The sequence below is a fragment of the Lactobacillus bombicola genome (assembly GCF_900112665.1).
GTDB lineage: Bacteria > Bacillota > Bacilli > Lactobacillales > Lactobacillaceae > Lactobacillus > Lactobacillus bombicola.
This window is the reverse complement of the sequence record NZ_FOMN01000006.1, coordinates 1-26130: the sequence shown is the minus strand read 5'-3', so window position 1 is coordinate 26130 and position 26130 is coordinate 1. Positions and strand designations below refer to the sequence as shown.

General features: G+C 34.8%; 20 protein-coding genes, 27 tRNA genes, 2 rRNA genes, 1 pseudogene and 1 riboswitch. Of the genes and pseudogenes, 3 read left to right on the top strand and 47 right to left on the bottom strand.

What is annotated here, in order from left to right:
- Window positions 1–4: 4 nt before the first annotated feature.
- Genes BM203_RS05690 through BM203_RS05670 form a run of 5 tightly spaced genes read right to left on the bottom strand, consistent with a single transcriptional unit; the run spans window position 5 to window position 3553 of the window.
- Entirely contained in the window at window positions 5–826 is an 822-nt protein-coding gene (locus BM203_RS05690; protein ID WP_090093414.1) for a PTS system mannose/fructose/sorbose family transporter subunit IID, read from the bottom strand.
- Window positions 807–1637 (bottom strand): PTS mannose/fructose/sorbose/N-acetylgalactosamine transporter subunit IIC, encoded by an 831-nt coding sequence (locus BM203_RS05685; RefSeq protein ID WP_090093413.1) that lies wholly within the window; start codon window positions 1635–1637, stop codon window positions 807–809. Before BM203_RS05685 ends, BM203_RS05690 begins: the two co-directional genes overlap by 20 nt.
- 18 nt (window positions 1638–1655) lie before the next feature.
- Entirely contained in the window at window positions 1656–2123 is a 468-nt protein-coding gene (locus BM203_RS05680) for a PTS sugar transporter subunit IIB (protein ID WP_090093411.1), read from the bottom strand.
- Between the two features lie 13 nt (window positions 2124–2136).
- Window positions 2137–2826, bottom strand: a complete 690-nt coding sequence (locus tag BM203_RS05675; protein ID WP_090093410.1) for a GntR family transcriptional regulator — start codon at window positions 2824–2826, stop codon at window positions 2137–2139.
- Between the two features lie 10 nt (window positions 2827–2836).
- Window positions 2837–3553, bottom strand: coding sequence for a GntR family transcriptional regulator (locus BM203_RS05670; RefSeq protein WP_090093408.1), 717 nt, complete (start codon window positions 3551–3553; stop codon window positions 2837–2839).
- 398 nt (window positions 3554–3951) lie between these two features.
- On the opposite strand from BM203_RS05670, the gene udk reads away from it, so the two are divergent.
- Window positions 3952–4590 (top strand): uridine kinase, encoded by a 639-nt coding sequence (gene udk / locus BM203_RS05665; protein ID WP_090093407.1) that lies wholly within the window; start codon window positions 3952–3954, stop codon window positions 4588–4590.
- A gap of 62 nt (window positions 4591–4652) precedes the next feature.
- On the opposite strand, the gene BM203_RS05660 is transcribed toward udk, so the two are convergent.
- The 3 genes from BM203_RS05660 to BM203_RS05650 all read right to left on the bottom strand — a co-directional run bounded on the left by BM203_RS05660 (window position 4653) and on the right by BM203_RS05650 (window position 7401).
- Window positions 4653–5399 (bottom strand): tyrosine-protein phosphatase, encoded by a 747-nt coding sequence (locus BM203_RS05660; RefSeq protein ID WP_228150114.1) that lies wholly within the window; start codon window positions 5397–5399, stop codon window positions 4653–4655.
- 148 nt (window positions 5400–5547) lie between these two features.
- Window positions 5548–6126 carry an ECF transporter S component gene (locus tag BM203_RS05655; RefSeq protein WP_090093404.1) on the bottom strand — a complete coding sequence of 193 codons (579 nt, stop codon included), beginning with the start codon at window positions 6124–6126 and terminating at the stop codon, window positions 5548–5550.
- A 45-nt stretch (window positions 6127–6171) separates the two neighbouring features.
- Window positions 6172–6260: riboswitch (TPP riboswitch) on the bottom strand.
- A gap of 58 nt (window positions 6261–6318) precedes the next feature.
- A complete protein-coding gene (locus BM203_RS05650; RefSeq protein WP_090093403.1) occupies window positions 6319–7401 on the bottom strand; it encodes a M42 family metallopeptidase in 1083 nt (360 codons plus the stop codon).
- A gap of 200 nt (window positions 7402–7601) precedes the next feature.
- On the opposite strand from BM203_RS05650, the gene hpt reads away from it, so the two are divergent.
- Complete coding sequence (gene hpt, locus BM203_RS05645; RefSeq protein WP_090093401.1) at window positions 7602–8171, top strand: hypoxanthine phosphoribosyltransferase; 570 nt, start codon at window positions 7602–7604, stop codon at window positions 8169–8171.
- A 53-nt stretch (window positions 8172–8224) separates the two neighbouring features.
- On the opposite strand, the gene BM203_RS05640 is transcribed toward hpt, so the two are convergent.
- The 21 genes from BM203_RS05640 to BM203_RS05540 form a co-directional block, all read right to left on the bottom strand.
- Complete coding sequence (locus BM203_RS05640; RefSeq protein ID WP_090093400.1) at window positions 8225–9559, bottom strand: hemolysin family protein; 1335 nt, start codon at window positions 9557–9559, stop codon at window positions 8225–8227.
- An 82-nt stretch (window positions 9560–9641) separates the two neighbouring features.
- Window positions 9642–10298 carry a nitroreductase gene (locus BM203_RS05635; RefSeq protein WP_090093398.1) on the bottom strand — a complete coding sequence of 219 codons (657 nt, stop codon included), beginning with the start codon at window positions 10296–10298 and terminating at the stop codon, window positions 9642–9644.
- A 581-nt stretch (window positions 10299–10879) separates the two neighbouring features.
- Window positions 10880–11338, bottom strand: coding sequence for an SsrA-binding protein SmpB (gene smpB / locus BM203_RS05630; protein WP_090093397.1), 459 nt, complete (start codon window positions 11336–11338; stop codon window positions 10880–10882).
- A 9-nt stretch (window positions 11339–11347) separates the two neighbouring features.
- Window positions 11348–13660, bottom strand: a complete 2313-nt coding sequence (gene rnr / locus BM203_RS05625) for a ribonuclease R (RefSeq protein WP_090093395.1) — start codon at window positions 13658–13660, stop codon at window positions 11348–11350.
- 71 nt (window positions 13661–13731) lie between these two features.
- Window positions 13732–13965, bottom strand: a complete 234-nt coding sequence (gene secG, locus BM203_RS05620; protein ID WP_090093394.1) for a preprotein translocase subunit SecG — start codon at window positions 13963–13965, stop codon at window positions 13732–13734.
- A 69-nt stretch (window positions 13966–14034) separates the two neighbouring features.
- The gene (locus tag BM203_RS05615) at window positions 14035–16095 is read right to left on the bottom strand and encodes an LTA synthase family protein (protein WP_090093392.1); all 2061 of its coding nucleotides are present in this window, start codon (window positions 16093–16095) and stop codon (window positions 14035–14037) included.
- A gap of 68 nt (window positions 16096–16163) precedes the next feature.
- On the bottom strand, window positions 16164–17189 hold the full coding sequence (locus tag BM203_RS05610; protein ID WP_090093390.1) for a lysylphosphatidylglycerol synthase transmembrane domain-containing protein: 1026 nt from the start codon (window positions 17187–17189) through the stop codon (window positions 16164–16166).
- Window positions 17189–18232 carry a glycosyltransferase family 4 protein gene (locus BM203_RS05605; protein WP_090093389.1) on the bottom strand — a complete coding sequence of 348 codons (1044 nt, stop codon included), beginning with the start codon at window positions 18230–18232 and terminating at the stop codon, window positions 17189–17191. The genes BM203_RS05610 and BM203_RS05605 overlap by 1 nt, the downstream gene beginning before the upstream one ends.
- Window positions 18225–19397 carry a glycosyltransferase family 4 protein gene (locus BM203_RS05600; protein WP_090093387.1) on the bottom strand — a complete coding sequence of 391 codons (1173 nt, stop codon included), beginning with the start codon at window positions 19395–19397 and terminating at the stop codon, window positions 18225–18227. Before BM203_RS05600 ends, BM203_RS05605 begins: the two co-directional genes overlap by 8 nt.
- A 113-nt stretch (window positions 19398–19510) precedes the next feature.
- A tRNA-Leu gene (locus tag BM203_RS05595) sits at window positions 19511–19594 on the bottom strand.
- Window positions 19595–19636: 42 nt separating this feature from the next.
- Window positions 19637–19707 (bottom strand) — tRNA-Cys (locus BM203_RS05590).
- Window positions 19708–19728: 21 nt separating this feature from the next.
- Window positions 19729–19800, bottom strand: a tRNA-Gln gene (locus tag BM203_RS05585).
- Window positions 19801–19807: 7 nt separating this feature from the next.
- A tRNA-His gene (locus tag BM203_RS05580) sits at window positions 19808–19880 on the bottom strand.
- A gap of 13 nt (window positions 19881–19893) precedes the next feature.
- Window positions 19894–19964 (bottom strand) — tRNA-Trp (locus tag BM203_RS05575).
- A 4-nt stretch (window positions 19965–19968) separates the two neighbouring features.
- Window positions 19969–20050, bottom strand: a tRNA-Tyr gene (locus BM203_RS05570).
- A 7-nt stretch (window positions 20051–20057) separates the two neighbouring features.
- Window positions 20058–20130 (bottom strand) — tRNA-Phe (locus tag BM203_RS05565).
- Window positions 20131–20136: 6 nt separating this feature from the next.
- Window positions 20137–20210: transfer RNA gene (locus tag BM203_RS05560), tRNA-Asp, on the bottom strand.
- 2 nt (window positions 20211–20212) lie between these two features.
- Window positions 20213–20286, bottom strand: a tRNA-Met gene (locus BM203_RS05555).
- Window positions 20287–20295: 9 nt separating this feature from the next.
- Window positions 20296–20382, bottom strand: a tRNA-Ser gene (locus BM203_RS05550).
- Window positions 20383–20413: 31 nt separating this feature from the next.
- A tRNA-Glu gene (locus BM203_RS05545) sits at window positions 20414–20485 on the bottom strand.
- 738 nt (window positions 20486–21223) lie between these two features.
- On the bottom strand, window positions 21224–22078 hold the full coding sequence (locus BM203_RS05540) for a helix-turn-helix domain-containing protein (protein ID WP_158592374.1): 855 nt from the start codon (window positions 22076–22078) through the stop codon (window positions 21224–21226).
- Window positions 22079–22203: 125 nt separating this feature from the next.
- On the opposite strand from BM203_RS05540, the pseudogene BM203_RS08725 reads away from it, so the two are divergent.
- Window positions 22204–23447, top strand: a pseudogene (locus BM203_RS08725) (MFS transporter).
- A 922-nt stretch (window positions 23448–24369) separates the two neighbouring features.
- On the opposite strand, the gene BM203_RS05530 reads toward BM203_RS08725, so the two are convergent.
- The 18 genes from BM203_RS05530 to BM203_RS05445 form a co-directional block, all read right to left on the bottom strand.
- Window positions 24370–24459, bottom strand: a tRNA-Ser gene (locus BM203_RS05530).
- Between the two features lie 11 nt (window positions 24460–24470).
- Window positions 24471–24544, bottom strand: a tRNA-Ile gene (locus BM203_RS05525).
- 4 nt (window positions 24545–24548) lie between these two features.
- A tRNA-Gly gene (locus tag BM203_RS05520) sits at window positions 24549–24619 on the bottom strand.
- A gap of 17 nt (window positions 24620–24636) precedes the next feature.
- Window positions 24637–24709, bottom strand: a tRNA-Phe gene (locus BM203_RS05515).
- 6 nt (window positions 24710–24715) lie between these two features.
- Window positions 24716–24789 (bottom strand) — tRNA-Asp (locus tag BM203_RS05510).
- A gap of 2 nt (window positions 24790–24791) precedes the next feature.
- Window positions 24792–24865: transfer RNA gene (locus BM203_RS05505), tRNA-Met, on the bottom strand.
- 24 nt (window positions 24866–24889) lie between these two features.
- Window positions 24890–24963: transfer RNA gene (locus tag BM203_RS05500), tRNA-Ile, on the bottom strand.
- Window positions 24964–24976: 13 nt separating this feature from the next.
- Window positions 24977–25050, bottom strand: a tRNA-Met gene (locus BM203_RS05495).
- Between the two features lie 37 nt (window positions 25051–25087).
- Window positions 25088–25161: transfer RNA gene (locus tag BM203_RS05490), tRNA-Pro, on the bottom strand.
- Window positions 25162–25168: 7 nt separating this feature from the next.
- Window positions 25169–25242, bottom strand: a tRNA-Arg gene (locus BM203_RS05485).
- Window positions 25243–25251: 9 nt separating this feature from the next.
- Window positions 25252–25337 (bottom strand) — tRNA-Leu (locus BM203_RS05480).
- Window positions 25338–25347: 10 nt separating this feature from the next.
- Window positions 25348–25419 (bottom strand) — tRNA-Gly (locus tag BM203_RS05475).
- 12 nt (window positions 25420–25431) lie between these two features.
- Window positions 25432–25504: transfer RNA gene (locus BM203_RS05470), tRNA-Thr, on the bottom strand.
- A 31-nt stretch (window positions 25505–25535) separates the two neighbouring features.
- A tRNA-Leu gene (locus BM203_RS05465) sits at window positions 25536–25617 on the bottom strand.
- A gap of 14 nt (window positions 25618–25631) precedes the next feature.
- Window positions 25632–25704: transfer RNA gene (locus tag BM203_RS05460), tRNA-Lys, on the bottom strand.
- A gap of 4 nt (window positions 25705–25708) precedes the next feature.
- A tRNA-Val gene (locus tag BM203_RS05455) sits at window positions 25709–25781 on the bottom strand.
- 4 nt (window positions 25782–25785) lie between these two features.
- Window positions 25786–25902, bottom strand: a 5S ribosomal RNA gene (gene rrf, locus BM203_RS05450).
- A gap of 83 nt (window positions 25903–25985) precedes the next feature.
- Window positions 25986–26130: ribosomal RNA gene (locus tag BM203_RS05445) — 23S ribosomal RNA — on the bottom strand; the annotation flags it as partial.

Here is a 26130-nt window from a genome sequence, read left to right as displayed (position 1 = left end):
AATATTATCCTAATAAACCTGACCAGGCACCAAATATACCAATTGCGGCAATCAACAGAAGAATGTACTGTGATTTCCAACCTTTTCGGTCAAGCCAAAAAATGAAGAATGTGAACAGTAAGGGTAAAATACCTGGTACTATCCCATCACATATTTTTTGAATCGATGTTGCTTGCGCCCCGCTACCAATTTTTAAGGGCATTTTTAAAGTCACCATTGTCGCCACCATTGCACCGACAACAGCTAACCCTAACACAGATGCTCCATAGGTCATCTTATCCATTAATCCTGTTTTTTGAATTTTATCGATAAATGATGAACCAACATTATAACCAACAAATAAGCCATAATAGCGCACCAATAATGCTGGAATATTAAAAATTAGCAAAAATAGTAGTGGACCTAAGATATTCCCTTGCAGAGCAAGGGAAGTACCTATCCCGGTTGCAATCACCCGTAAAGTACCCCAAAAAAATGAATCACCAATACCACTTAGTGGACCCATCAGCGCCACCTTAATGTTATTAATTGCTGCATCGTCAAATTCAGGATCAAGTTTATTTTGCTCTTCCATTGCAATGGAAATTCCTAATGGAAAAGTACTTAACCATGGAGTGACATTATAGAATTCCAGGTGGCGTTTGTAAGCAGCCTGCAATTTTTCCTTATTATTCCCATAGATTTTCCGTAAGGCAGGAACCATGGCATAGGAGTAACCTAAATTCATCTGCCGCTCATAGTTCCATGCCCATTCCATTGTAAATGAGCGCCAAAAAGTCTTCATTAGGTCTTTTTTAGTAAGTAACTTAGAATTCTTCATCTTCATAGTCAATGCCTCCATTTTCTGTATTTAATTTAGCTGTTTTATTAGCACTTGACGCCGTATTTACTACTGGTTTACCGTTAAATGCGGAATAGCCCGTTAAAATCAAGGCAAGACAAGCTCCAAAAATGGCAACTCCGGTAACTGAAATCTTTAAATAAACTGCTAACGCAAATCCGATGATAAAAAAAGTTGCATTCTTTTTATTAATCATCATTTTCATTAAAAGGGCAAAACCATAAGCTGGTAGCAATCCAGTAGCAATTCCCAAACCATTAATAATGAATTGCGGAATTACACTTAAAATTCCTTTAATTACTGGGCTACCTAAAATATAAGAAATCCCTACCACTAAACCAATTGGTAAGTTAACTGAAAAAAATCCTCCTAAAACATTCATTCGACTTATACCACTGCCGTCAGCTAATTCTGCATAATGATCAGCTCGATGAACAAAGTAAGGCAAAATAAAGATAAAGCACAAATTTTTAATTACTAAAACTAGTGATGCAATAGGAATACCAAGCGTTAAAGCAACAGCGGTACTTTTCCCAGCGCCGATAGCAAAAGCTGTACCTAAAACACTACCTGAAATAATTTCCGGGGGAATAGCTCCTCCAATTGAAAATGAACCTACAAAGGCTAGTTCCAAAGTTGCACCCATAATGATGCCTTGTTGCAGATTTCCTAATACTAGTCCTGTTAATGTGCATGTTACAAGTGGTCTTGATAGCATTGATGAACCTAAAAAATACTCACCATTTCCCAACATTGCAATTAAGGCTAAAATAATTGCTGTTACATAAACATTCATACCTTAAACTCCTCAACTCTATTTATGAAATTCCCGCTTATCATCATTGGGAACTTGCTTTATCCAAACATCAACCCCACTAGCTTGAAGTTCATCAAGCTGATCTGCTTCTGTCGGAGTTAAGTTAATTGTTTTTGCATAATTTTTAGTTTTAGGCCGTGGTTTAGTTCCACCCAAATTCAAACTTTTAATTTTTTCTCCTGTACCCTTAATTAACTTAGTCGCATCGGCCACCGATTCAACTACAATTAGCATTTTATACTTATCAGTTACCCCAGAATTAATGGCTTTGATACTATCATCAACCGATTTCATTACTAATTTAGAGTTCTCTGGTTTAGCCAATCTAATAGCTGATTTCCGAAAATCATCCTTAGCAACTTCATCATTAACCACAAAAATTGTATTTACATCTAGACTATTGAACCAAGAAACGGCCACTTGGCCGTGAACTAATCGATGGTCTACTCTTACAAGCTTAATCATTATTTTTCCTCCACTAATTAAAATCAATTGAGTACTTGGTAGTTAAAGCATCTTGTAGCCTGTACTCAACGGCTACAATTTTGCTATCTTTAGTTGAAAAAAGATTAGTTATTTTAAATACTGGCGCTTGTTTTTGGATGCATAACTGCTTGCCTATCTCATCCGTTGCTCTTATTAATTGAAAATCTTGAAATAAGTTCTTGGGTTTTAATTTTCCAGAATTAACTGCTTCAATAATCGACATTATCTTTAAGCAAGTTGGATCAAAGTCAGGAAAATATTCTAGGGGTAAAATCAACTTTTCCCATGTTAATTGTCCTTTTATATTGATTACAAACGAAATAAAATATAGCAGTTCATTAGCACCAATATTAAAAACATCAGCATAATATGGACCCACTAACCTTAAATAACTATCTTTAAATTTTATCATATCTGCTAGTTCGGGAACTGATTGTTTAATGATACCTGTCATTTCTAAGATATTTTGCTTTGAAATTGCTGGAGCAACGAATAAGCCGCTGCCTTTTTTTCGTATAACCTTATTTTCTGCTACAAGTTGATCAATTGCTCTGCGAATAGTTGTTCTACTGACCTGATAATATTCCTGTAATTCCGTCTCAGTGGGTAAATTACTGCCAGGCAAATAATTCTTTTGCTTGATTTTCAACTTCAAATCCGCATGAACTTCTTTAAATAACACTTTTTTATCCCTACAAATAAGTATAAATATCAGCAGCCGTAAAATGATATTTAAATTTACTGCCAATCAGGTACTGGGTAGTTGCCTCTATGGGGGTAGCATCCTCTAAATAATTAAAACTATCGATGCGATAAAGCGGGGTATCTTTTTTCACCTTTAAAATTTCACTTATTTTTTCATTTGCCAGGCTACAAGCAATATTTTCCTTACCATAAGCTAAGACAATTCCGTATTTATCTTTTAATAACGCATATAAAGATTTATTAGTAAAATCAATTTCAACAAATACTTTAAATTTTGCAGCATTAAAGTACGTAGTTTCATAGGTTAGGGGGATTTTATTTTTTAATCGTACTCGGCTTATTTTAATTAATTTCTTTACCGTTGGACCAAAAAAATTAGTTAAATTTTTTGGTACAGAAATCAATTCAGTAGTTAGATGGTTAATTTGAATCGTTCGGTCATTTATCTCTGCTGTCATCGATTCCATGCCAAGCATATTAATATTAATTTTAGTATTTACAACGATTCCTGTCCTTTCCTTAGTTGAAACTTGATCTGCATTCTTCAATTTCACTAGTGCATGTAACACAGCATTGCGACTAACTCCTAGTTCTTCAGCAATTTCTCTTTGTGATGGCAAAAATTTAGTAGCGGGCCTAAATTGAATTAAATCTTGTATATATTCCTGAGCTTGCGTAGCAGCTGTTCTTTCTTTATATTCCATTTTAGTTATTGGTCCTCTTTTAGTAATTAATGTATCTTTTAAAAATTAATCAAGGTTAAAACATGACCGTTAAAATCACTTTCTTAAAATATAAATGATAAATAATTATTTTTTGGTACCAAAGATATAGTAATCGCTTTCACAAAATGAGTCAATAGCTCTTGGGGAAATGGGTACACTAGCAAGCAAAATCTAATACACTTATTTCCAAAATAAAACTTATTAAATTAAGCTGAGCCACGAGCAAGTTAGCTAACTTAACAATTGAGAACTATTTTCCCAATTCTGACTATATCCAAATAAATTTTATTTGCTAAATCAGTATTTTTTGCCTAATCAATTGGTAATTCTTGACAAAGTAAAGTAAAATGTTATTTGATAAAAAAAGGAGTGTCTTAATGTCTCAACTTGAAAAACCCGTTGTAATCGGTATAACCGGTGGTTCAGGCAGCGGTAAAACGACTATTGCCAATAAAATTGTGGAACAAATGCAAGAAAATGAGCATGTCTTAATTATGACGCAAGATTCATACTATAAAGATAACACCGGGGTGCCAATGAATGTACGCTTAAATATTAACTACGATCATCCAGATGCTTTTGATGTTCCCCTTTTGACTAAGCATTTGCAAAGTTTATTACAACATAAACCGATTGAGATGCCAGTTTATAATTTTAAAGAGCACACTCGTAGCAGCGAAACAATTCATACTGAACCCGTTGATATTATTATACTTGAAGGAATTTTAGTTTTATCTAGTAAAAAAATTCGTGACTTAATGGATATTAAAGTTTACGTTGATACTGATGACGATATTCGTTTTATTCGCCGACTTGAACGAGACATTGAAGAACGTGGGCGCTCAATTAATTCAGTAATTGAACAGTACCTTGATACAGTTAAGCCAATGTATCATCAATTTATTGAACCCACTAAACGTTATGCTGATATCATTATTCCAGAAGGTGGCACTAATGATGTTGCGATTGATATGTTGACAACCAAAGTACATTCTGTTCTAAATAAAAAGGGCTGATTCTCCTGTATGTTCGAGATCAGTCCTTTTTGCTACTAAGTTATTTGATGATTATTCATTAATTATTCTAAATAAGTACCTTGCATTTTTTCCTTAAAATCAGCTGGCAACTTCAAACCATTTACCAAGTAATTATCAAAATCCCCATAATTCTGCTTAATTGTTTTAAAATAGCATTCTAAATACGAAGGCTGTACAGTTAGTGCTACCTTTACACTTTCAAGTTGAACTGCATCTAATTTTCCTTTTAAAAGCTTTAAAATTTCGTTATTAGCTTTGCTTCTTGCTTCAATTGTCTTTAAATAATCAGTAAAAATATCATGATTACCAACACCCAAACACTTTAAAATTAACGCTGCTGCAACACCAGTGCGATCTTTTCCTGCAAAGCAATGGAATGCTGTTGGTACGGGATTGGCAACTAGAGTCAGCAAAAATTGTTGATATCCCTCACGCGCAGAATTTGTTAAGGCTAGTTGCTTGTATGTAATTAGCATATTACCTGCAACATCCCCATTAGCAGAAATAATTTCATCAAGACTAGCTTGGTTAGTAGCAGCATCTTTTAGAACATCTATCGTAATATAAGTTAATCCATTCCAAATATAATTTGGATATTCTTTTCGTTCATCAGCACCACGAAAATCTATCAATTGCTTAATTTGATAATTATTTCGGACGACCTCCTTTTGCTCTAAAGATAAATCAAATAACTGTCCACACCGAAAAAGCATATTTTCTTTTACTTTTTTCCCATTTGCACCGACATAACCGCCTAATGAACGCCAGTTCGTAATATCTTTTACCATAATTGTCCTTATCTATATCCAAATTATTCTTTTTATCAAAAAATTTACTCGAGCTAGAGCCAAATTTCAACCAAAACAAAAATAGCTGCTAACTGTTTTATCTGCTATCAACCTTTGGACAGGATAAGTTGCAACTATTTTACTCTAATTAACTTATTTTTGGCTTTACAGCACGTTCAAACATATTAATAATTAATTTAACTAAAATACCATCAAAAACAACAGCTGAAATCAAGTTAGTAATAAACATTGTTATTTGTAATACAAGACTAAATTTTGCCCAACCATAAAGCACATATGACAAAATAAAGCAGCCCAAGCCAGCAAAAATTGCTCCTGTTATCACACTTGCCCAAGAAAATTTCTGATAGCGTTCTTTTTTAGGGAAGAAGCCAATTTCATTTAATGCTCCCTGTAGAATACCAGATATAATAGTCGTTGCTCCCCATTGTCCCCCAATCGCCATTTCAACAACTGCCGCTAATAATTCACCAATAGTACCAGACCCAGCAGTTGGCACAAAATATATTGCTAAAGGCGCAGCCATGAGCCACAAACCTGTAAAAACTGTATCAACTACCGGTGCAAAGCCTGTTGGAATCAAGACCATTTTAATTAAATTATAGGCCCAATTGAAGCCATAAGTGTAAATCACACCCATAATTATTCCGATTAAAGCAACTAAAATAATTGATTTAGTATTCCACTTTGATGATCTTGTAAACATAAAAATACTCCTAAATAACTATTAAGTCATTAGGAGTACTTAGTAATTTACTCTGTTACACTTCCCTAACGCAGGAATTATCCAGTTCAGGTTCAGAGGGTATTTCTCAGCTATATGCACCCCTAGTGACTTCTTCTGTATTATAGCATAATCGTGTAGCCTTGGCTTACACGATTTTATTTTATTAAGTATTTAAAAATTACTAAAACTAGCAAGCTTTTCCTCAGTCATGTCACGAATAATTGCCACTGCTAAATCAACTGCAGCCTTAAAATCATGGTATGCACTGAAGCAATATGGTGAATGTTCATATCGTACAGGTATACCGATCACAATAGTAGGTGCACCATTTTCATAGTAAATAGCGGCTCCATCTTGTCCCCCACCAGTACGAACTGAGCGCGTATAAGGAATATGATTTTTATCAGCTACATCGCAGGCATACTGTTGAAATTTAGGATTAGGTAAGAATGAGGTATCCATGTCACGTAGCATCGGTCCTCTTTTAAGACCAGTTTGAGATAACCAGTCAGGGGTAAAAGTATCATCAGCTGGACATGATTCTAGTACAATCGCCAAATCGGGTTTAACTTCCCTAGCTGTTACATACGCACCTCGTAACCCAACCTCTTCTTGACTTGAAAGAGCAGCAACGATATTAAAGTTTGTTTGTTCATCTTTTAATTCTTCAAGAACATCCGCCATTGCGGCTGCGCCAAAGCGATCATCAAAATCTTTACCAAAAAACAAACCTGTCTTATCATTATATTCGCATTTTACATCAACAAAAATTGGACAGCCAGTGTCAATTTTGTAATCATTAATGGTTTCTTCGCGTGAGCTTGAACCAACATCAATCGACATGTCAGCAACATCTGGAACATTGTTACGCTCTGCTTCAGTCATAAAATGAGGCGGTTTAGTTGCCACTACTCCTGGAATATACTCACCATCACGATTTCTAATTTTGACACGTAAAGCTGGAATATTGTATTTAACCCAGCCACCAAGTGGAACAAATTTGATTAAACCATTAGGTCTTACAGCCTGTGTAATAAAGCCAACAGCATCTGAATGGGCATCAAGCTGGATTATTGGACGATGAGCTTTATTTTGCTTTTTAGCTGCATAAACATTCAGCATACCATCAATTTTAATATCAGCGTAATTCTTCACAGTTTCTGTAAACAATTTAACAAATTCTTCTTCAAAGCCAGAGGTTGCGTTTGCATCTGCAAAAGCTTTAAGCATTTTAATTTCTTCTTCTTTTTTCATTTTTTAGCCTTTCATTTTTTACTATTATTCTTAATTGTAGCAAAATTTATATTAAGAAAACTACAATTTAAATTAAACTTCATTTTTAAATAAAAACCTTGTATAGACAAAAAAAATTAAAACTATCTACTATTTCATCTAGAAAATGATATAATCGACTTTATTAGAAATTTAAATTGTTTAAAGTGAAAGGTAAATAAATGCCGAAAAACGACAATATTAACAGTATTATTGATCATAAGTTGTTTACCGAAGATGATATTCACAAAATGTGCGTCAAATTAGGCAAACAGTTAACCCAAGACTATGCAGGCAAGCAACCACTGGTTGTTGGTGCACTTAAAGGTGCAATTTTCTTTTTAACTGACCTTGTTCGAGAAATGGATGTTAAAGAAGAAATTGATTTTCTTGATGTATCCAGCTACGGTAATGAATTAGAATCATCTGGCAAAGTAGATCTTATTTCAGACCTACAAACCGATGTTAAAGATCGTGACGTTCTGATTGTTGAAGATATTGTTGACACAGGATTAACTTTAAAATATGTGAAAGATTTGCTGAAAAAACGTGGCGCCAAAAGTGTCAAATGCTGTGTTTTACTGAATAAAGAAACTAATCGTAGAACTGACGTTGAGATTGAATATTACGGCTCAAAAGTTGGCAATGAATTTGTAGTAGGTTATGGTTTAGATTTTATGAATTTTTACCGTAATTTACGTTTTATCGGGGTACTTAAACCTGAAGTTATTGCTAGTCTTAAAAATAATTAAATTTAATAAAAGAGGAACTATCTAAAACCAATAGTTCCTCTTTTTAATATTAGCTATTCGGTAATTTCATTTGTTGGTGGTTTCACAATAAACCAACGCATAAATCCTTGCTCTATACTTTCCAGTTCAAATTCAAAATTCTCTAATTTTACAGTTTGATGTTCTTTCAAATCTGGATAATGTTCCATTATATAACCACCAATTGTGATAATATCACTATCTTGAAAGCTTTTTAAATCTGTCCGAAAGTAGCGGGCAAAATCATACAGAGTAGTTTTACCAGAAACTCGGATGTTTCCCTTCTTATCTTGAATAATATAATCATCAGAAACATCGTCAATTTCATCTTTAACAGTTCCAAAAAGCTCCTCATAAATATCTTTATCAGTTACAATTCCACTTGTTCCACCATATTCATCAACCACTAAAACAATTGGGGTATGTTTTTTTATCATTAAATGTAGAATATCTTGAATGGGCATTGATTCTGGAACTGTAATCATTGTGCGAATAATTCTTGTCACTGGTACTCGTTCGTCAATTTGGCTTTGTTGAATCACATCATAAGCATATATATAGCCAACAATATCATCTTTATTATTATCACGAACAACCGGCAGTCGACTAAAACCATCATCTAGATACATTTTTAAAGCCTTCTTAATTGTATCAGCTGAATTAATAACTATTAGCCTAGTCCGATCTGTCATAATATCTTTGGCAACTTTATCATTAAATTCAAAAGCACGTTTCATATAAGTTAAATCATTTTTATCAAGTGAACCACCATGAACAGCTTTTCTTGATAATTTGATAATTTCTGATTGAGAATAAATCTGATTTTCTTCATCAGCTGATTCAAATCCCAGCCACTTTAACAGCGAATTAGAACTAACATTCAATAACCAAACAAATGGATAAACTAGAGTATGAAAAAGTTGTAGAGGCGTAACAATTTTAAGCAATATCTTTACTGGCATATCGATTGCAATATTTTTAGGTACAATTTCTGTAACTACAACTTCTAAATAAGTTAATAAAATCACACCCAAAATTGCACTAATTGATCTAAGTAAAGAGTAATTCACCTGTGCTAGATTTAAGAGATGTTCAATTATCGCGGCAAACGTATCGGCTGAAAACCAACCTAAAACTACTCCTACTAGTGTTGTCCCGACTTGAGTTGTTGATAAATATTCATTTAAGTTATGAACCATGCGCAGAGCATGTTTAACCTTGCGCGGATTACCTTCATTATTAGCTAACATATCTTCAAGTTGGCTTGATCTTGTCTGCACTAGTGCAAATTCTGCTGCCACAAAAAAAGCAGCAAAAGCAAAAATTACTAGGGTAGCAAACAAATTTATAATTATTTGGGTATCATTCAAAATTTATATCACCTTTTATTAATTATCCTTTAGCATATATCTTAACATTAATCGCTCCCTTTTAATGGAAAAATCTATCCCTTTACTTAACTAATTTATAAACTTCTTCAGTAGGTAATCTATTAGGAATATACTTGGAGTCATTAACTTCTGCTGCATTGTCACGATAGCCTAGACCAATCGCCATTCCGACTAGTTCTTCATCAGGAATTTTGGTATATTTCCTTACTACTTTAGGATAAGAAACCATTGAATGGGCTGGCATAATTGCTAAGCCGGCATCAATCGCTAAAAGCATAATACTTTGTGCAAAAATCCCTAGATCAAACACCGACCATATAGGCGAAGCTTTCGGAATTGTTAAAAAAACTATATCTTGGGCATTAAACATAGTATTATTTGCTTCTGTAAACAATTCCATTTTATTATTAAAAAAATAGGGTTGTGAAGCCCCAACTGTTGCCATATTTTGACTAGGATATAAATCCCAATTAAGTGATAGCATTGTGGTAAAATCTTCATTTGGTTCAACGTTAGCATCCAATTGCTCTCTGACATCTTTTTTAAATTTTTTTAATGCTTCACCTGTTAAAACATATGCCTTCCATGGCTGTGAATTGAGCAGTGAAGGTGATTGCTTAGCACGTTCAATTATTTTAGCAAGCAAGTTTTCATTGACTTTACGATTTGTAAACTTACGTGTCACACGTTCATTATTGTAAACATCATTAAATTCCATTTTGTTTCAAATCCTCACATTATTAGCAAATATTTTAAAATATAAAATTAAATAACTTTTGCAAAATTATAGTCTACTTTTTAAAAAGTAACCGAGTATATTATTATAAGCAAGTGTAACTATACATACACATACACTTTAATAATACGAAATATCACAGTTGTAAGCAAATAAATGAAATCTGAATAAATAAGCATAATTTTTATGTCAGAAGACAATGGTTACAATTATACTTGTGGTATATAATTTTTATTAAAATTATTAGTTTATAAAATAACATATTACAAGCCCAAATTTACTCTACGCTTTCTTAAAATAATAATTAACTAATTTAAATGAATCAGCCAAAATTTAGACCTTAGCATTATATTATCTATATCTACAATATAAAGTCCAGTTATATTTATATTTTTTAAGTATAAAAATAATCTTTCTTCTTTAACTGTAGCTCTAAGAAGAGATTTAACTAATAAATTGTTTAAATCCAAAAATCAAATTGCTTGTTTATCTAGATAAAATGAATCAAAATAAATTCAATTTTTAATAAAAAATAGTTTGACTGCTAATTAGCCAAACTATTTTTAAATTTTATACTGGCGACGAATTTCACGTTCTTGATCGCGTTTTTTAATTGTTTCCCGTTTATCATATTTTTTCTTGCCTTGACCCACACCAAGTAATACTTTTGCAAAGCCATGTTTGATATATACTTTAAGCGGAATAATAGCGATTCCACGTTCAGATTGTGCCTTTGCTAAACGCAATAATTCTTTTTTATGTAACAATAGGCGTCTACTTCGAAGTGGTTCATGGTTATAGCGATTACCTTGCTTGTATTCACTAATATGCACATTTTCCAAAAAAGCTGATCCATTAATTATCTGAACATAACCATCACGCAAATTTATCCGCCGTGCTCGCACAGATTTAATCTCTGTTCCAGTTAAAGCAATTCCTGCTTCAAAAGTCTCTTTAACAAAATAATCATGGTGCGCTTTCTTGTTCTGAGCAACTAAATTCTCATTCTTTTCATTCTTCAATTTTTTAACCTACCGCTTATATTTACTTAAATGCGGATGATTGCCGCTTTGATGAAAACCAGTCCGCTTACCACGATGATTAGAGCGGTTACGGTCCTGCGTCTTCTTAAAACCATGCCCACGATCATTATGTGCCTTCTTAGGTGCATCAGGATCATAGATTTCAAAGTCAAGTTGGTGCTGTTCAATATTAGCATTTATTAAAGTAACCTTAATTGGCATTCCAACTTGATATTGCTTGTGCGTTCCTCGTCCAGTTAAAGTCATGCTTTTTTCATTAAAACTATAAAAATCATCCGTTAAATTCGAAATATGAATTAAACCTTCAACTGTATTGGGTAACTGAATAAACATACCAAAACTAGTTACGGATGAAACAACTGCATCAAAGTGTTGTCCAACTTGATCCGACATATATTCAGTCATCTTTAAATCATTAACTTCGCGTTCAGTATCAATTGACACACGTTCTTGAGTTGAAGTTTGATCGGCAACATCAGGTAAACAACTAGCAAAATGAGCTTGAATAGCTTTATCGGTTCCCTGATCCATGTATTCATGAATCATACGGTGAACCATTAAATCAGAATAACGCCTAATTGGTGAAGTAAAATGCGTATAAAATTTGGCTGCAAGACCAAAGTGACCTAGCGGTTCTTCTGAATAATGTGCCTGTTTTAAACTACGGAGCATCATCATCTGGACCACAGCTTCTTCTGGCGTCTCTAATGTTTTTGAAACTACTTTTTGTAAGTCAATTGGGCGAACATGGTTAGGATCAGCCGTAATTTGCAACCCAAAAGCACTACAAAATTCAAAGAACCCCTTAATCCGCTCACCATCTGGAGTTTCATGAACCCGATATAAAAATGGAACGTGCTTTTTATAAAAATCCTCAGCTACTGTTTCATTAGCTATCAGCATAAAGGATTCTATCATTTTTTCAGCAATTCCACGATTATGAAGGACAATATCAACGGGTTTCCCTAGCTCATCGACGACAATTTTAGCTTCTGGTTCTTCAAAATCAATTGCACCACGCTGATGGCGCTTTTGATAAAGTGCATTGTGCAATTCTGCCATATCATGTAGCATTGGCGCCAGCTTGTGGTATTTTTCTGCCAATGGTTCATGATTATTTAAATCTAAGACCTTATTTACATTGTTATAAGTCATTCTAGCATGTGAGCGCATAACAGAAGGATGAATACAGTAATTTACCCGTTCACCTTCAGGAGTAATTTCCATATCACATGATAAAACTAATCTGTCTTCGCCCTCATTTAAGGAACAAATTCCATTAGATAATCTAAATGGTAACATTGGAATTACTCGATCAACTAAATAGGTACTGTTACCCCTAGTGTATGCCTCTTGGTCTAAAGGAGAATTTTCCTTAATATAATAGGCAACATCAGCAATATGAACACCTAAATGATAATTACCATTAGGTAATTTCCACAAAACAACCGCATCATCAAAGTCTTTAGAATCATCACCATCAATTGTAACTGTTGGTTGTTCACGAATATCTTCTCGGTTAGCCATATCTTCAGCAGTCACATGATCCGGGATTGCGTTAGCTTGATCCAATGCTTTTTGATCCCATTCACAACGAACGTTATGAGCAGAAACAATTGCCATAATATCAACACCAGGAGTATTTTTATTACCAATGACGTTGGTAATAATGCCTAGCATTGTATCAGGATTAGCTTCATTAGGATACTTTTCAATTGCCACCTTAACAATGTCACCCTTTTGTGGGTGTAGTCCGACTTCCCCCACATAAATACGGTAATTTGCTAATTTTTTATTGGTACTTACTACATAGCCAATATAATGACTAACTTTAACTTGTTGATCGGTTAAAGGATTAAATTCCCCAACTACATTCTCAATGCCATGTTCAACAACTTCTTCGACTTGACCCTCTGGCCCCTTACCATTCCAAGGGTTACCACCAGCAGTGATCTTTACACGCACTTGATCACCATCAAGTGCACAATTTGTATAATCTTTAGCAATAAAGACATCATCGGCTTCTTCATCTTCGAGTCTCACAAAGCCAAATCCTTTACTATTAGCCTTAAAAACTCCTTCAATAACAATATTTTCTTGAGTAAGCTGATAATGTCCGTTGCCGTCAGTGATAATTTGTTTTTGTTGCTCAAGGAAAGACAAAGCTTTAACGATATCAGAAAAGTTACCTAGGCGGTCGCGTCGCAACATTCGATCAATTTGTTCTACTTGATATTGTTTTTTGGGATTATGACGAAATATCTCTAAAACATTAGCTAAGATTTTATCGTTTTGTGCCATGCACTAATCTCCATTCTTTAATAAAAAGATAAAAAAAATCCTCCCATCGTTTGATTGGGAGGAACCAACGCTTATTTTGAGGACAAATAAGCTAACACAATAGCAAAAGCAAAAAAGAGAACTAATAAAATTGCGGTCACTTTTTCCATAAATGCTTCAAAACCACGTTTTTTTGTTTGTCCACTAAAAACTGCACCGCCAGATAAGGCATTTAATGCATCTTGCTGCTTTTGCGGCTGCATCATTGTAACAATAACGATTAAAATTGAAACAATAATTAGTAGCGTCATAAATAAATTATACAATATGCTGCCTCCAATATACAGATACGATTACTGTTAAATTTTAGCACAAAATATGTTTTATTACTAATTTTATTTTTCCAATTCTGGTGCATCAGTTTTAAATTTCGACTGCGTTGACTTCTGATGATTCTGATACCACATTGAAGTCTTATTTTGACTAAACAAATCTTTCAAAGACTTTTTCTCATTATAATCATATTTATGTGGCGTAACTTTTTTAAACCATTTAGGCTTATAAAAACGTAGCAAATTCCCCGCAATTACTCGGTCTGATAGCGACAATTGCGTAGTAACTTTATTTGAGAGGCCAACAAGTTCAGCTTTTAATTTTTTGTCAGGATGTTCTATTTCTAATCCTGTCTTAGTATTATAGTAATTTCCGCCTACTTTTGCATATTTTGGCGTAATAAAGTCGCCATTTCTTTGAGCAACAATTTGCGGCGCTGCTGAACTCAACAAGTCATGCCCAAATTGAATAGTATCTTGATTATTAATTCCAAGTAAATTTAGTAAAGTTGGCAACACATCTATTTCACCGCCATATGTTTTTTTAATGCCGCCATTAAGCCCTCTCATGTTAAATATTAATGGTACCCTTTGAAATTTTAAATTATCGAAATTAGTAAAATCAGCTTGCTTTAATAATTCAGCGCTAGCTTGATGATGATTACCAGAAATACCGTAGTGATCACCATATAGAACCAAAATTGTCTTTTGATCTAGGCCCGTTTTTTTCATCCAAGAAAGCAATTCACCTACAGCCTGATCCAAGTAATGCGCTGTTTGAACATAACCATCAACTGTTTCATCACCAGTATCCGTACGTTCTATTTTTTGGTTTTTCTTATCGATTTCATAAGGATAATGGTTAGTAACGGTTAGCAATTTTAAATAGAACGGTTGCGGCAAGCGCTCTATATATTTAATTGATTGAGAAAAAAAGATTTTATCTTTTAAACCATAACCAATATAATATTTTGGCTTATTATCATAGTACGAAAGGGGCATAAAATATTGATAGCCAAACTGCTTGTATGCATTATTTCGATTCCAAAATGATCCTGCTCCACCATGCATAACTGCAGTTGTATAATTTGCTTTTTGCTTTAAAATGGCTGGAGCACTCTCAAAGGTATTAGATGTGCCATAACTAGACATAGCTGAACCAGATTGCAAGCCGTAAAGTGAATTTTCAAGCATCATTTCAGCATCTGATGTCTTACCTTGACCAACTTGATTATAAAAATTAGCAAAACTTAGGCTATTTTTAGAATGATAAAGCTTATTTAAGTTGGGGGTAACGGCTTTACCTTTCCACTTATAGTCAATTAAAAATTGCTGAAAACTTTCCAAATGAATAATTAAAACATTTTTCCCTTTGGCAACGCCAGTATATGTTGCATTAGGTTTAACAGAATTACTTTTTAAATACTTTTTTACCGATTGCAAATCTGATACATTAGCTTTAGCCATCTGTTCACTTGTTTGGGCGGTTTTAAAGCCATCATAGATTGCATATTCATTCATCCCTAAGTATTTAACAATATAACTATTATCAAAAGTTCTAGTTAAAAGGCCAGACCGATCTTTTTGTGCCATTAATAAGTTAAGTCCAATTAATATTGCTGCTAGTCCCTCTACTAATAAATTAAATTTTAATTTTAAAGGACGAAGATCATACCTAATTACCTTACTGAATATTAATCCAATAATTATTATGAAATCTAGAAAAACTAAAAAATCACTTGGATGAATTATTCCTATAATACTTTTGCCTAAATTATCTGCAGTTGAATCAGAAGTCTTAATAATTGAAACAGATAAAAAGTTAGAAAATTCCCGATAATATAAAATATTAGCAAATAACCAAAAAGTCAGTAATAGATCAATTAATAAAATAATCCAGTATGATTTACGCCCTTTAAAGAATAGACCTATTCCCATCAATAAAATGGCAGCAGGAAGCGGGTTAATAAATAATAAAAAGTTTTGCATCGCACCCACTGAACCTAAATTAAATTTGGTCAAGTATGCTATGTAAGTTTTTAGCCAAAAGGCCATTAAAACAATGACAAAAAAACCCAATTTATCTTGTGTTAGCCATTGAAGAAAAGATTTAATTCGTGTCATTTTATTCTCCTTTTGCCATGCCAATATCCTAATCAAGTATGATTACTTACTATATCTTTTAATTAAAATCAATCATCTAGTGTACTAGAAATTTTTTTAGGTTTAAAAATCCAGCCTAATATTCCTAAAATCATGCCAAAAAAATACGTAACAAAACGCCACAAAAACATAACCAAAATCAATGAACCACGCGAAGAAACAAATGTTGCAAAAAGTGTCTGAAAACTATACTCAGCGCCACCAGATGCTCCTGGAATTGGGACTATTGACATCAACATCATAATCATAATATTCATTTGAGTGACGCTTACCCAATCAGCCGATACATTTAAAGTTAGTAATATCAAATATGGCACCGAATAAAAACACAGTAACTGTAATATCGTTAAACTACCAGACAAAAGTAATTTCTTTTTTTCCTGTCTTAATTTCTGACTTTCATAATAAAAGGTATCAATCTTTTCTAAAGTACCATTTCGCCAGCCAGCAACTCGGCTAGTATTAATAAATCTGCTCAATAAATCCATTAAGATATTTGTCACTCTTTTAGTCCAGTCATAAGCAAAAAAAATTGCTAGTAAAAAGACAATTGAACTAATGTGTAGTAAAAAACCAATCGCAATCAGAAAAGCCAAGCCAGCGAACTTGGTTGCAACCAAGTTAAATCCAGTAATAATCGTTATCACATAAGCAAAAAATACTACAATTTGATAAATAATAAATTTCATTAATAAAATTGAAGTCGCCCGTCCTCCTTCAATTCCAATCTGAATCATTGCTGCTAACTGTGAAGGTTGTCCCCCAGTTGACATAGGCGTTATTGCATTAAATAAGGCTTGGATTATCGGTATACGAAAAAAAGCCCATCTTGAGCGCCTAGGTTCGTTCTTTCTCTTCGCTAACACTGCTAATATACTCGCTTCAAAAGCATAAGATAGTATCATTAGGCCAAATACTGCAAATAAAGCAATAACATTTATATTTTTAGCAGCTTCGATTAAGTGAACAAAAGGTATGTCTTTGAGGTCTAAGTATAAAACTCCGCCACTAATTAATAAAACAACCACAATTCCCCAAAAATATTTTTTATTCATTAGTGAATCTGCCCTAATTTTTGTCCAATTTCATATTGTTCATGATAAAAATCGTTCCAAATTTTTGCTAAGTTATTTTCTGAATATTTTTCACTAGCTTTAATTGATAAATTACTGTATTTATTTAAGAGAGCTTGATCTTGCACAGCTTGACGAAGTTGTGCATTCATCTCAGCAAAGTCCTTGCCTTTTAGATAATAGCCACTAATAATTGCTTCATATAAGTCAAGATCACGCAATAATACTGGCGTACCACAGCTAAATGCTTCAAGAACTGACATGGGAAATAATTCATCATATGATGGTAAAACAAAAAGATTGGCAATATTTAAGTAGTTAACTAACTTTTTCCGGTCAATGATCCCTGTAAATTGTAAATTTTTTGGTGGTTGGTCAACCATTTTTTTAAAATGCTCATAGCCGTCAGTAATTTTACCAAATGAGAAACCACCAGCCCAAATAAATTGAACCTCTGGATTAGCTTTGGCCATTTTTACAAAATCATCAACACCTTTACGTGCTTGAACCTGACCATCTCCAAAAACAACAAATCTATCCAATGGAATCCCTATTTGATGACGAAAAGCATTTTTTTCTACTTGTTTCTTGGGATAAAATTCATTTTTAGCTACAAAATTAGGAATGTACTTTATATTTTCTCGTCTGATACCATATTTAACTAACTTATCAATAAAAATTGGATTAACTACAACAATTTGATCCATTCTTTTGTAAAAATCAATGACATAGTTATAAAAGACTTTTTTAACAGATGAAGGTAATTGAAGTGAACCTTCAAGTGTTTCAGGCAAAAAATGCACATATCCAATCTTACGTCCTCTAGCTGGTGAAAAACTATTGGCATAATAAGTTGGATTAATTGTATGATAGTGGGTTAAATCACTCATCCCATATTTATTATTTGTCACGTAAAATTCATTAATTAAATGCGTCCTAAGTAGGCTCATCAATTCTTTGTAAGCCGAGCCAACGCCTTGACCAGCTACAGAATCTGCTTGTGAGAACATGTTGATTCTAATCATTTGAATCCTCTTTAAAATTTTCTTGATAATTATCAATTATTTCTTGATAAAACTGATAAACTTCTTGACCAAATTTTTTAGCAGAAATTTGATTGAGTTTCGTCTTTAGTTTATCTTTAGGAATTATAGTTTGCTTATTATTTAAATAGAATATAATTTTGTCGCGCATCTCGCTTGGAGTAGTAAATACTTGACCAAAGTCAGAATCATCAAAAACATTTTCAGTATAATCAGTATCATAAACTACACATTTTGTTCCAGCTGCTAATGCTTCAATATAAGTCAATCCTTGTGTTTCAGTATCACTTGCTGAAACAAATAAATTTGCCATTTTGTAAAAGGCTCCGACGTCATCATGATTCACATCACCAGTAAAAATTACATTATTTTCAAGGGTCAACCGCTCTACTTGATCTTGCAATACTTTAACATCAGGTCCATCACCAGAAATAACTAAACAAACATTAGGAAATTCTTCAACGATTTCTGGCATCACATTAAGTATGCGGTCAATCTTTTTTTCGCCAGCGATTCTACTTAAAGTTAATATTACTGGTGCATCAGCAGCAATGCCTAGTTCTTGACGAATATCACGATTTACCTTCTTATTCATGTTTTTAACGTCCACGCCCGTTGGAATTACCTTTATAGGTATACCAACCCTATAACGTTTTAAAAGTTCGTCTACACGTTCGCTAGGAGCAATTGCACCATCCATGTTTTTAAGAAAGACCTTGGTAAACTGCTTAACATGATATGGTCTAAGCAAATGACCATTTAGAACATAATGTAAATAGTCCTCATACATTGTATGATAAGTATGAATGGCTGGAATCTTGAGCTGATGGGCTACATACTTACCTATCATTCCTAGTGCAAATTCAGTTTGAGTATGAACAATATCAAGCTTAACTTCGCGAGCAACCTTAGTTGCTTCAAAAAAACCTCTATAGGCAATTCGGCGATCAGTAAAAGAAATAAACGGTACACTACTAAAACGAAAAACATTAGCATCTACTCGTCCTTTTTCAACATGGGGATCAGTAGTTGTAAAAATAAAAACATTATGTCCCTGATCTTCTAGAGCTTCTTTAAGCGTTTCAATTGATGTTGCCACTCCACTTATTTGTGGGAAATATGTATCGGTAAAAATACCAATATTCATTTGAATACCTCCGTATAAAGGTATTATAAAGATTAGTTAATACTTGTGCAATTTATATAAGAAAAAAAGCAAAAAATTATAAAAAAATAGCCCTTCAGAAGGGCTAATTATTATAGCGGTGATCGGGGTCGAACCGATACGTCCCAAGGGACACCAGATTTTGAGTCTGACGCGTCTGCCAATTCCGCCACACCGCCATAAAAGCTACTTATTAATTTAAAGCTCAATGACTGAACCAAAGGCGGGGATCGGATTTGAACCGACGATTAAGGTTTTGCAGACCTCTGCCTTACCACTTGGCTACACCGCCATCGAATATTTTATTAATAGATTGGGATAGCTGGATTCGAACCAGCGCATAATAGAGTCAAAGTCTAGTGCCTTACCGCTTGGCTATATCCCAATGCTAGGGCGGAATATGGGATTCGAACCCATGTATGCCGGATCCACAAACCGGTGTGTTAACCCCTTCACCAATTCCGCCATAAAGTTTTAACAGGGATAGTAGGAATTGAACCCACACTAGCGGTTTTGGAGACCGATGTACTACCTTTATACGATATCCCTATTATGGAGGAGGGTGGATTCGAACCGCCGAACTCAGAGAGAGCGGTTTTACAGACCGCCGCGTTTAGCCACTTCGCTACTCCTCCAGGCTGATGGCGCGGGACGGAATCGAACCGCCGACACAAGGAGCTTCAATCCTTTGCTCTACCGACTGAGCTACCGAGCCATCTTACGGTCCATATCAGATTCGAACTGATGATCTTCTCCGTGACAGGGAGACGAGATAAACCACTGCTCCAATGGACCAATTGCGGGAGATGGATTTGAACCACCGACCTTCGGGTTATGAGCCCGACGAGCTACCATACTGCTCCATCCCGCGATATTATAAAGGAGGATGTGGGATTTGAACCCACGCACGGCAAGACCGTCTAACGGTTTTCAAAACCGTCCCCTTAAGCCGCTTGGGTAATCCTCCAATTGTAAATTTACCAAAATATTAGTGGTAATGACCCGTACGGGATTTGAACCCATGTTACCGCCGTGAAAGGGCGATGTCTTAACCACTTGACCAACGGGTCAGATTTGCCATGACCAATGTCACATAACGCTTAATTATAATACCTAACTTAAGCAAGAAAGTCAACATTTTTTTAAAATAATTAAGTTGAGCTATTACGCTGACTCACAACGCTATTTATAATACAGGATTCAAAGTGATCTTGCAAGACTTTTTTGAAAAAAATTTGTTTTTTTCTTAAGATATAACATTAAAAACCTATTCTTTATTTTTAACCGGTCAACAATCTAGACATGTGCGACACGAGCAGCTATCCTATAGTTCTCAACTTCTTGGTAAGCTATACCTAAATAATCAGTAGTAATTACTAAGATGAAGAATGTATTGCGGCCAAAACAATCAAGCAGTTAACGAATTAATCAGGTGTCTTCAAACAAACTATCCGCTACCATATAAGGTCTTTAAAAAAAGAAAAAGACCACCGAAAATCATGGTGGGCCAATTCTAAGGGATCTTGTCATATTGGTTTCTCCTTTCCAACCTTTTTATTCATATTAATTTATAAACTAGTGATTTTAGATTTTATCAGCACTCCATTTGTAATTACCTGATGTTTGATTTTTCGTCGTTTTTTTCATCCTTATCACTTAGAAGTGAATGATAATGATCCAACCAAAAGTTGATGTATTCACATTTTCCTCTCCTTCTGTTTTAAACTTTGTAGCTTAAGTATATTTTCGATTTAACAGAAGATAATAAAAAAGTTGTATTTGAATTTTAAATATCAAATACGACTTTTTTAATTTTTCCCATACTTATCTAGAATGTCTTTCATATCTTTGCTATACTCCGGCATGCCTAACGAACTAATGTGATCAATTGCCATTCGAGCTTTATTTAAATACTCATCCTTTCTTTCATAGTGATAATTCACTATATTTTTAAGTATAAAAATGCAGTTTTTATAAAAAAACAAATTTGGTTTAGTACTAATTTGATCAGCTGTCCGAATAAAGAATTCTGTTTCTTTATATCTACTTTTCTCAATACACATAATTAACATGTTTATCTCTATTCCTAATATTGTTTCTTGAACATTCGAACTCCCAGAATGGCAAAATTGCGTAATCACTCGCCGACTTATTAACAAGTTGCTATCAAGATCATAAAATGGCATCAAGTTACAATACAAATCTAATTTATTTTCGTCAAAATTAGAAATATTAAAAATCTTTTCTTTCAACTTAATTCGTTCTTTTTCATCAAGATCTTCTACGTGATTGCCAACTAAAGCTATAAGTGCATCTATAAATAGCAACTGATCTTCTTTATCAACTATTTCGCTATTTGCAATGACATTTTTAATATCCTTAAGCTGTTCCTTATCATTATGATAAAACGCTTCATTAATTGCTTCGCCGATATCGCTGTTTTCATCATATTTTACTTTATCTTCTTGACTAAGCCTGCCAAAAAATTCCCACAGCTTAATGTTATTAGCATGCAATAATGCAATTAGATCCTCGGCTGTAATTCTGTGCTGGTCTTTTTCAACTTTTGAATAATATGATGTACTAATCGTATTACCAGCCCATTCTTTTTGAGTTTTCAAGCTCTCAATTCGATATTGCTTTAGCAATTGTCCTATTGTCATTCGTGATCCTCTTAATTTCATTCAAATTTGGCGTTTAACATTCAAATACGACATTTTTGCTATTCCTTATTATAAACACGTTATAACTTAATGTATAAAATATTTAATTTAGGAGTTATAAAATTATGGACGTTTTTGCAAAGAACAAGGATTATCGAAAATTTACAATCGCCAGTTTTCTATCTGGTGCAGGCAATATTTTGTTTTACTTAGCACTTATTACTTATGCAAGTAAATTAAGAAATTATGCCTTAGCTATTTCACTGATTTCAATTTCAGAATCAGTACCTCAAATTCTACAAGTTTTTAGTGGCTATTTAGCTGACCGTACCAAAAATAAATTCAAATTAATGGTTTGGTTAGCCGCTATACGCTTTGGACTCTATCTAATCGTCGGCTTGCTTTTTGCCAGCGGCTTTGCTGGTTGGAATCTAGTTTTAGCTGTTATTGGTATTAACTTAATATCAGATATCGCTGGCTCATACTCTAACGGCCTTCAAATGCCTCTAGTTGTTAACATTGTTGGAGATGATGAAGTTGCTGAAGCTGAAGGATTTGTTAGTGGGATCAACGGTATTATCAATATGATTGCACAATTCATTGGTTCTGGTTTATACTTTTCATGTCTTATTCCAGTCTAGCAATCTTCAACGCCTTAACATTTCTAGTGGCAGGTGCCCTTTTTGCCAGCGTCGGCCGTAATTATTACAAGACTCGTCCTCAAGAAGGAACTACGTCAGTTAATGAAGAGGGGTTCTTTAAAACAATTGCTTTATCATTCAAACAAGTAAAAAAGGCAAAGGGGTTGTTAGCAGTCGTTTTAGTAATTGCTTTATTAAATGGAGTTTTAGGAACAATTGAACCTTTAATTTCAATCGTAATCGCCGGTAATAAGTCTTCTATGGTCATTGGAACATACAGTTTTACGATTGCCCTAATAGGAGGTGTAATGACTGCTGGTATGGCACTTGGTAGTATTGTAGGCACAAAATTATTCAAGAATATGTCATTATTCACTATCGCAATTATTTCAACAGCTTTAAGTATCGTAGTTATTGGTACAATGCTTATTAAAAATATTTTCATTTATCTGCCAATCATGGCAAGCCTTGCAATATTTATTGGTACGGCTAGCCCTAAATTAACACAGTGGCTTGTTGAAACAGTCGACCAAAACATTTTGTCATCAACTATGGGAATGCTTAATACGATTTTAGTAGTGACTGCGCCAGTTATGACAACTATTTTTACTACAATTACTGCTTCGTTCGGTATTACTATCACATTAACACTATTAGGTGTAACTTGTTTAATGGTTTTAGCAACAATAGTAAAGGTGAGTTATTCTATCAATAAAAATGCAGCATAACTAAAAATAAATTGATTCAATTTAACCGTCCTTAATTTATACCACTACCAATTTAATATAATGTACCTTAAACAAAGTAGGCAAAAAACGCCACTAAATCAGAACAAACAATCGTCCCCAAAATAAATTTGTGAAATTAAATCTGGATAGCAGATAAAAAGCCCAATTAATCTGGGCTTTTTATTTTAGCTATTTTTTTGATTTCACAATAATTAGACCAATCTATTTTTAAATCATGCAATTTTATTCAACATATTTTAAAACAATTTGTTAGCAACAAACCAAAAATTCAATTTTGCTCTGTGGTATTACCAAAAACACCCTAAATACTTGCTAATAAGCGATTAGCGGCAAAATCGCCAGTAGAGATAAAAATGCTCCCACTTTCGCAATTGGCAAATTGCTTGGTACCACCAAGCCCAGTACGCCTTTTTTAAAAGCATGGAGGTCGAATTTCCTTTATGCTCTTTACTAGAGAATAAAAAATTGGGAATTGGTATTTTTAACGCTTCCAAGCTGTTGCAAGATCAAATTAATAGATTGACGTAAATGATTTTTTCGACCTCGTATATCAAAAAATTAATCATCTTTTAATTCCTTCAGTAAGTAGACTAGCTCCATAAATAAAAATAACGTAACCTCTTTTACGATTGTTGGTTATCAAATCTAATTAAAAAGATTAGCATACATTTAAGTTAAAACTTCCGGCGTAGTAGTAAACCCTATTTCTTATCTCTTAGTCATGATCTAAGGTGCAAGGCAACGTCATCATAAAAACGACTTATTAACGAGCACGAAGCTACTGTAATTGCTTTAATCCAAAAATTAAACATGTAAATTACTTTTTTGCCGTGCATTTTCCTTACGAAAGTAAATAAAAAGGCTCGATACGTTGAAGTATCAGCCTTTTATTATTATATAGCGGAGACTGAGGGATTCGAACTCTCGCACCGGAATAACCCGATCTACACCCTTAGCAGGGGCGCCTCTTCAGCCACTTGAGTAAGTCTCCATATATTTAGATGGGCCTAAATGGACTTGAACCATCGACCTCACGCTTATCAGGCGTGCGCTCTAACCAGCTGAGCTATAGGCCCCTAAAGCGGGTAACGAGAATCGGACTCGCGACTAAAGCTTGGAAGGCTTTCGTTTTACCACTAAACTATACCCGCAAATAAATATCAAAAAATGGCGCGGGACGGAATCGAACCGCCGACACAAGGAGCTTCAATCCTTTGCTCTACCGACTGAGCTACCGAGCCATCTTACGGTCCATATCAGATTCGAACTGATGATCTTCTCCGTGACAGGGAGACGAGATAAACCACTGCTCCAATGGACCAATTGCGGGAGATGGATTTGAACCACCGACCTTCGGGTTATGAGCCCGACGAGCTACCATACTGCTCCATCCCGCGATATTAACAAATTACCATGCCATATGGACCTTGTAGGACTCGAACCTACGACAGGACGGTTATGAGCCGTCTGCTCTAACCAACTGAGCTAAAGGTCCAAGGTCGAACAAATAGCGGCGGGGGGGATCGAACCCTCGACCTCCCGGGTATGAACCGGACGCTCTAGCCAGCTGAGCTACACCGCCAACAAACAAATGTAACCATTAATAATAAAGATTACAATCGGGAAGACAGGATTCGAACCTGCGACCCCCTGGTCCCAAACCAGGTGCTCTACCAAACTGAGCCACTTCCCGAAATTAATGCGCCCTGAAGGATTTGAACCTTCAACCTTCTGATTCGTAGTCAGACACTCTATCCAGTTGCGCTAAGGGCGCGTCATTATATGCCGAGGACCGGAGTCGAACCGGTACGGTTGAAACCAACCGCGGGATTTTAAGTCCCGTGCGTCTGCCAATTCCGCCACCCCGGCAAGTAATGAAAGCGGAAGACGGGATTCGAACCCGCGACCCCCACCATGGCAAGGTGATGTTCTACCACTGAACTACTTCCGCATAAATATGTAATGCCGATTATACGATTTGAACGTACGACCCCCTGTTTACAAGACAGATGCTCTACCAACTGAGCTAAATCGGCATAATGTAAATATGGTAATAATATTGGCGAATACGGGTGGTGGGACTTGAACCCACACGTCCGAAAACACTAGAACCTAAATCTAGCGCGTCTGCCAATTCCGCCACACCCGCAAAAAATGGGGCCATGAGTCGTGACGGGCTTGAACCGTCGACCCTCTGATTAAAAGTCAGATGCTCTACCGACTGAGCTAACGACTCGGAATGGAGGATACAGGGCTCGAACCTGTGACCTCCTGCTTGTAAGGCAGATGCTCTCCCAGCTGAGCTAATCCTCCATAAGCACGGCAACGTCCTACCCTCGCAGGCAGTCTCCCACCAACTACTCTCGGCGTTAAGAAGCTTAACTTCTGTGTTCGGCATGGTTACAGGTGTTTCCTTCTTGCTCTTGCCACCGTACTTCTTTTTGAGCTTTTACACTCAAAACTAAATATTATCCTTCGAAAAAACCGTTCCACTCTCTTCTTTGACTGCCTTCGCTTTTGGTCAAGTCCTCGACTGATTAGTACTAGTCCGCTCCAAACCTCACGGCTCTTCCACTCCTAGCCTATCTACCTCATCGTCTTTGAGGTGTCTTACTACTTTCGTATGGGAAATCTCATCTTGAGGGGGGCTTCGCACTTAGAT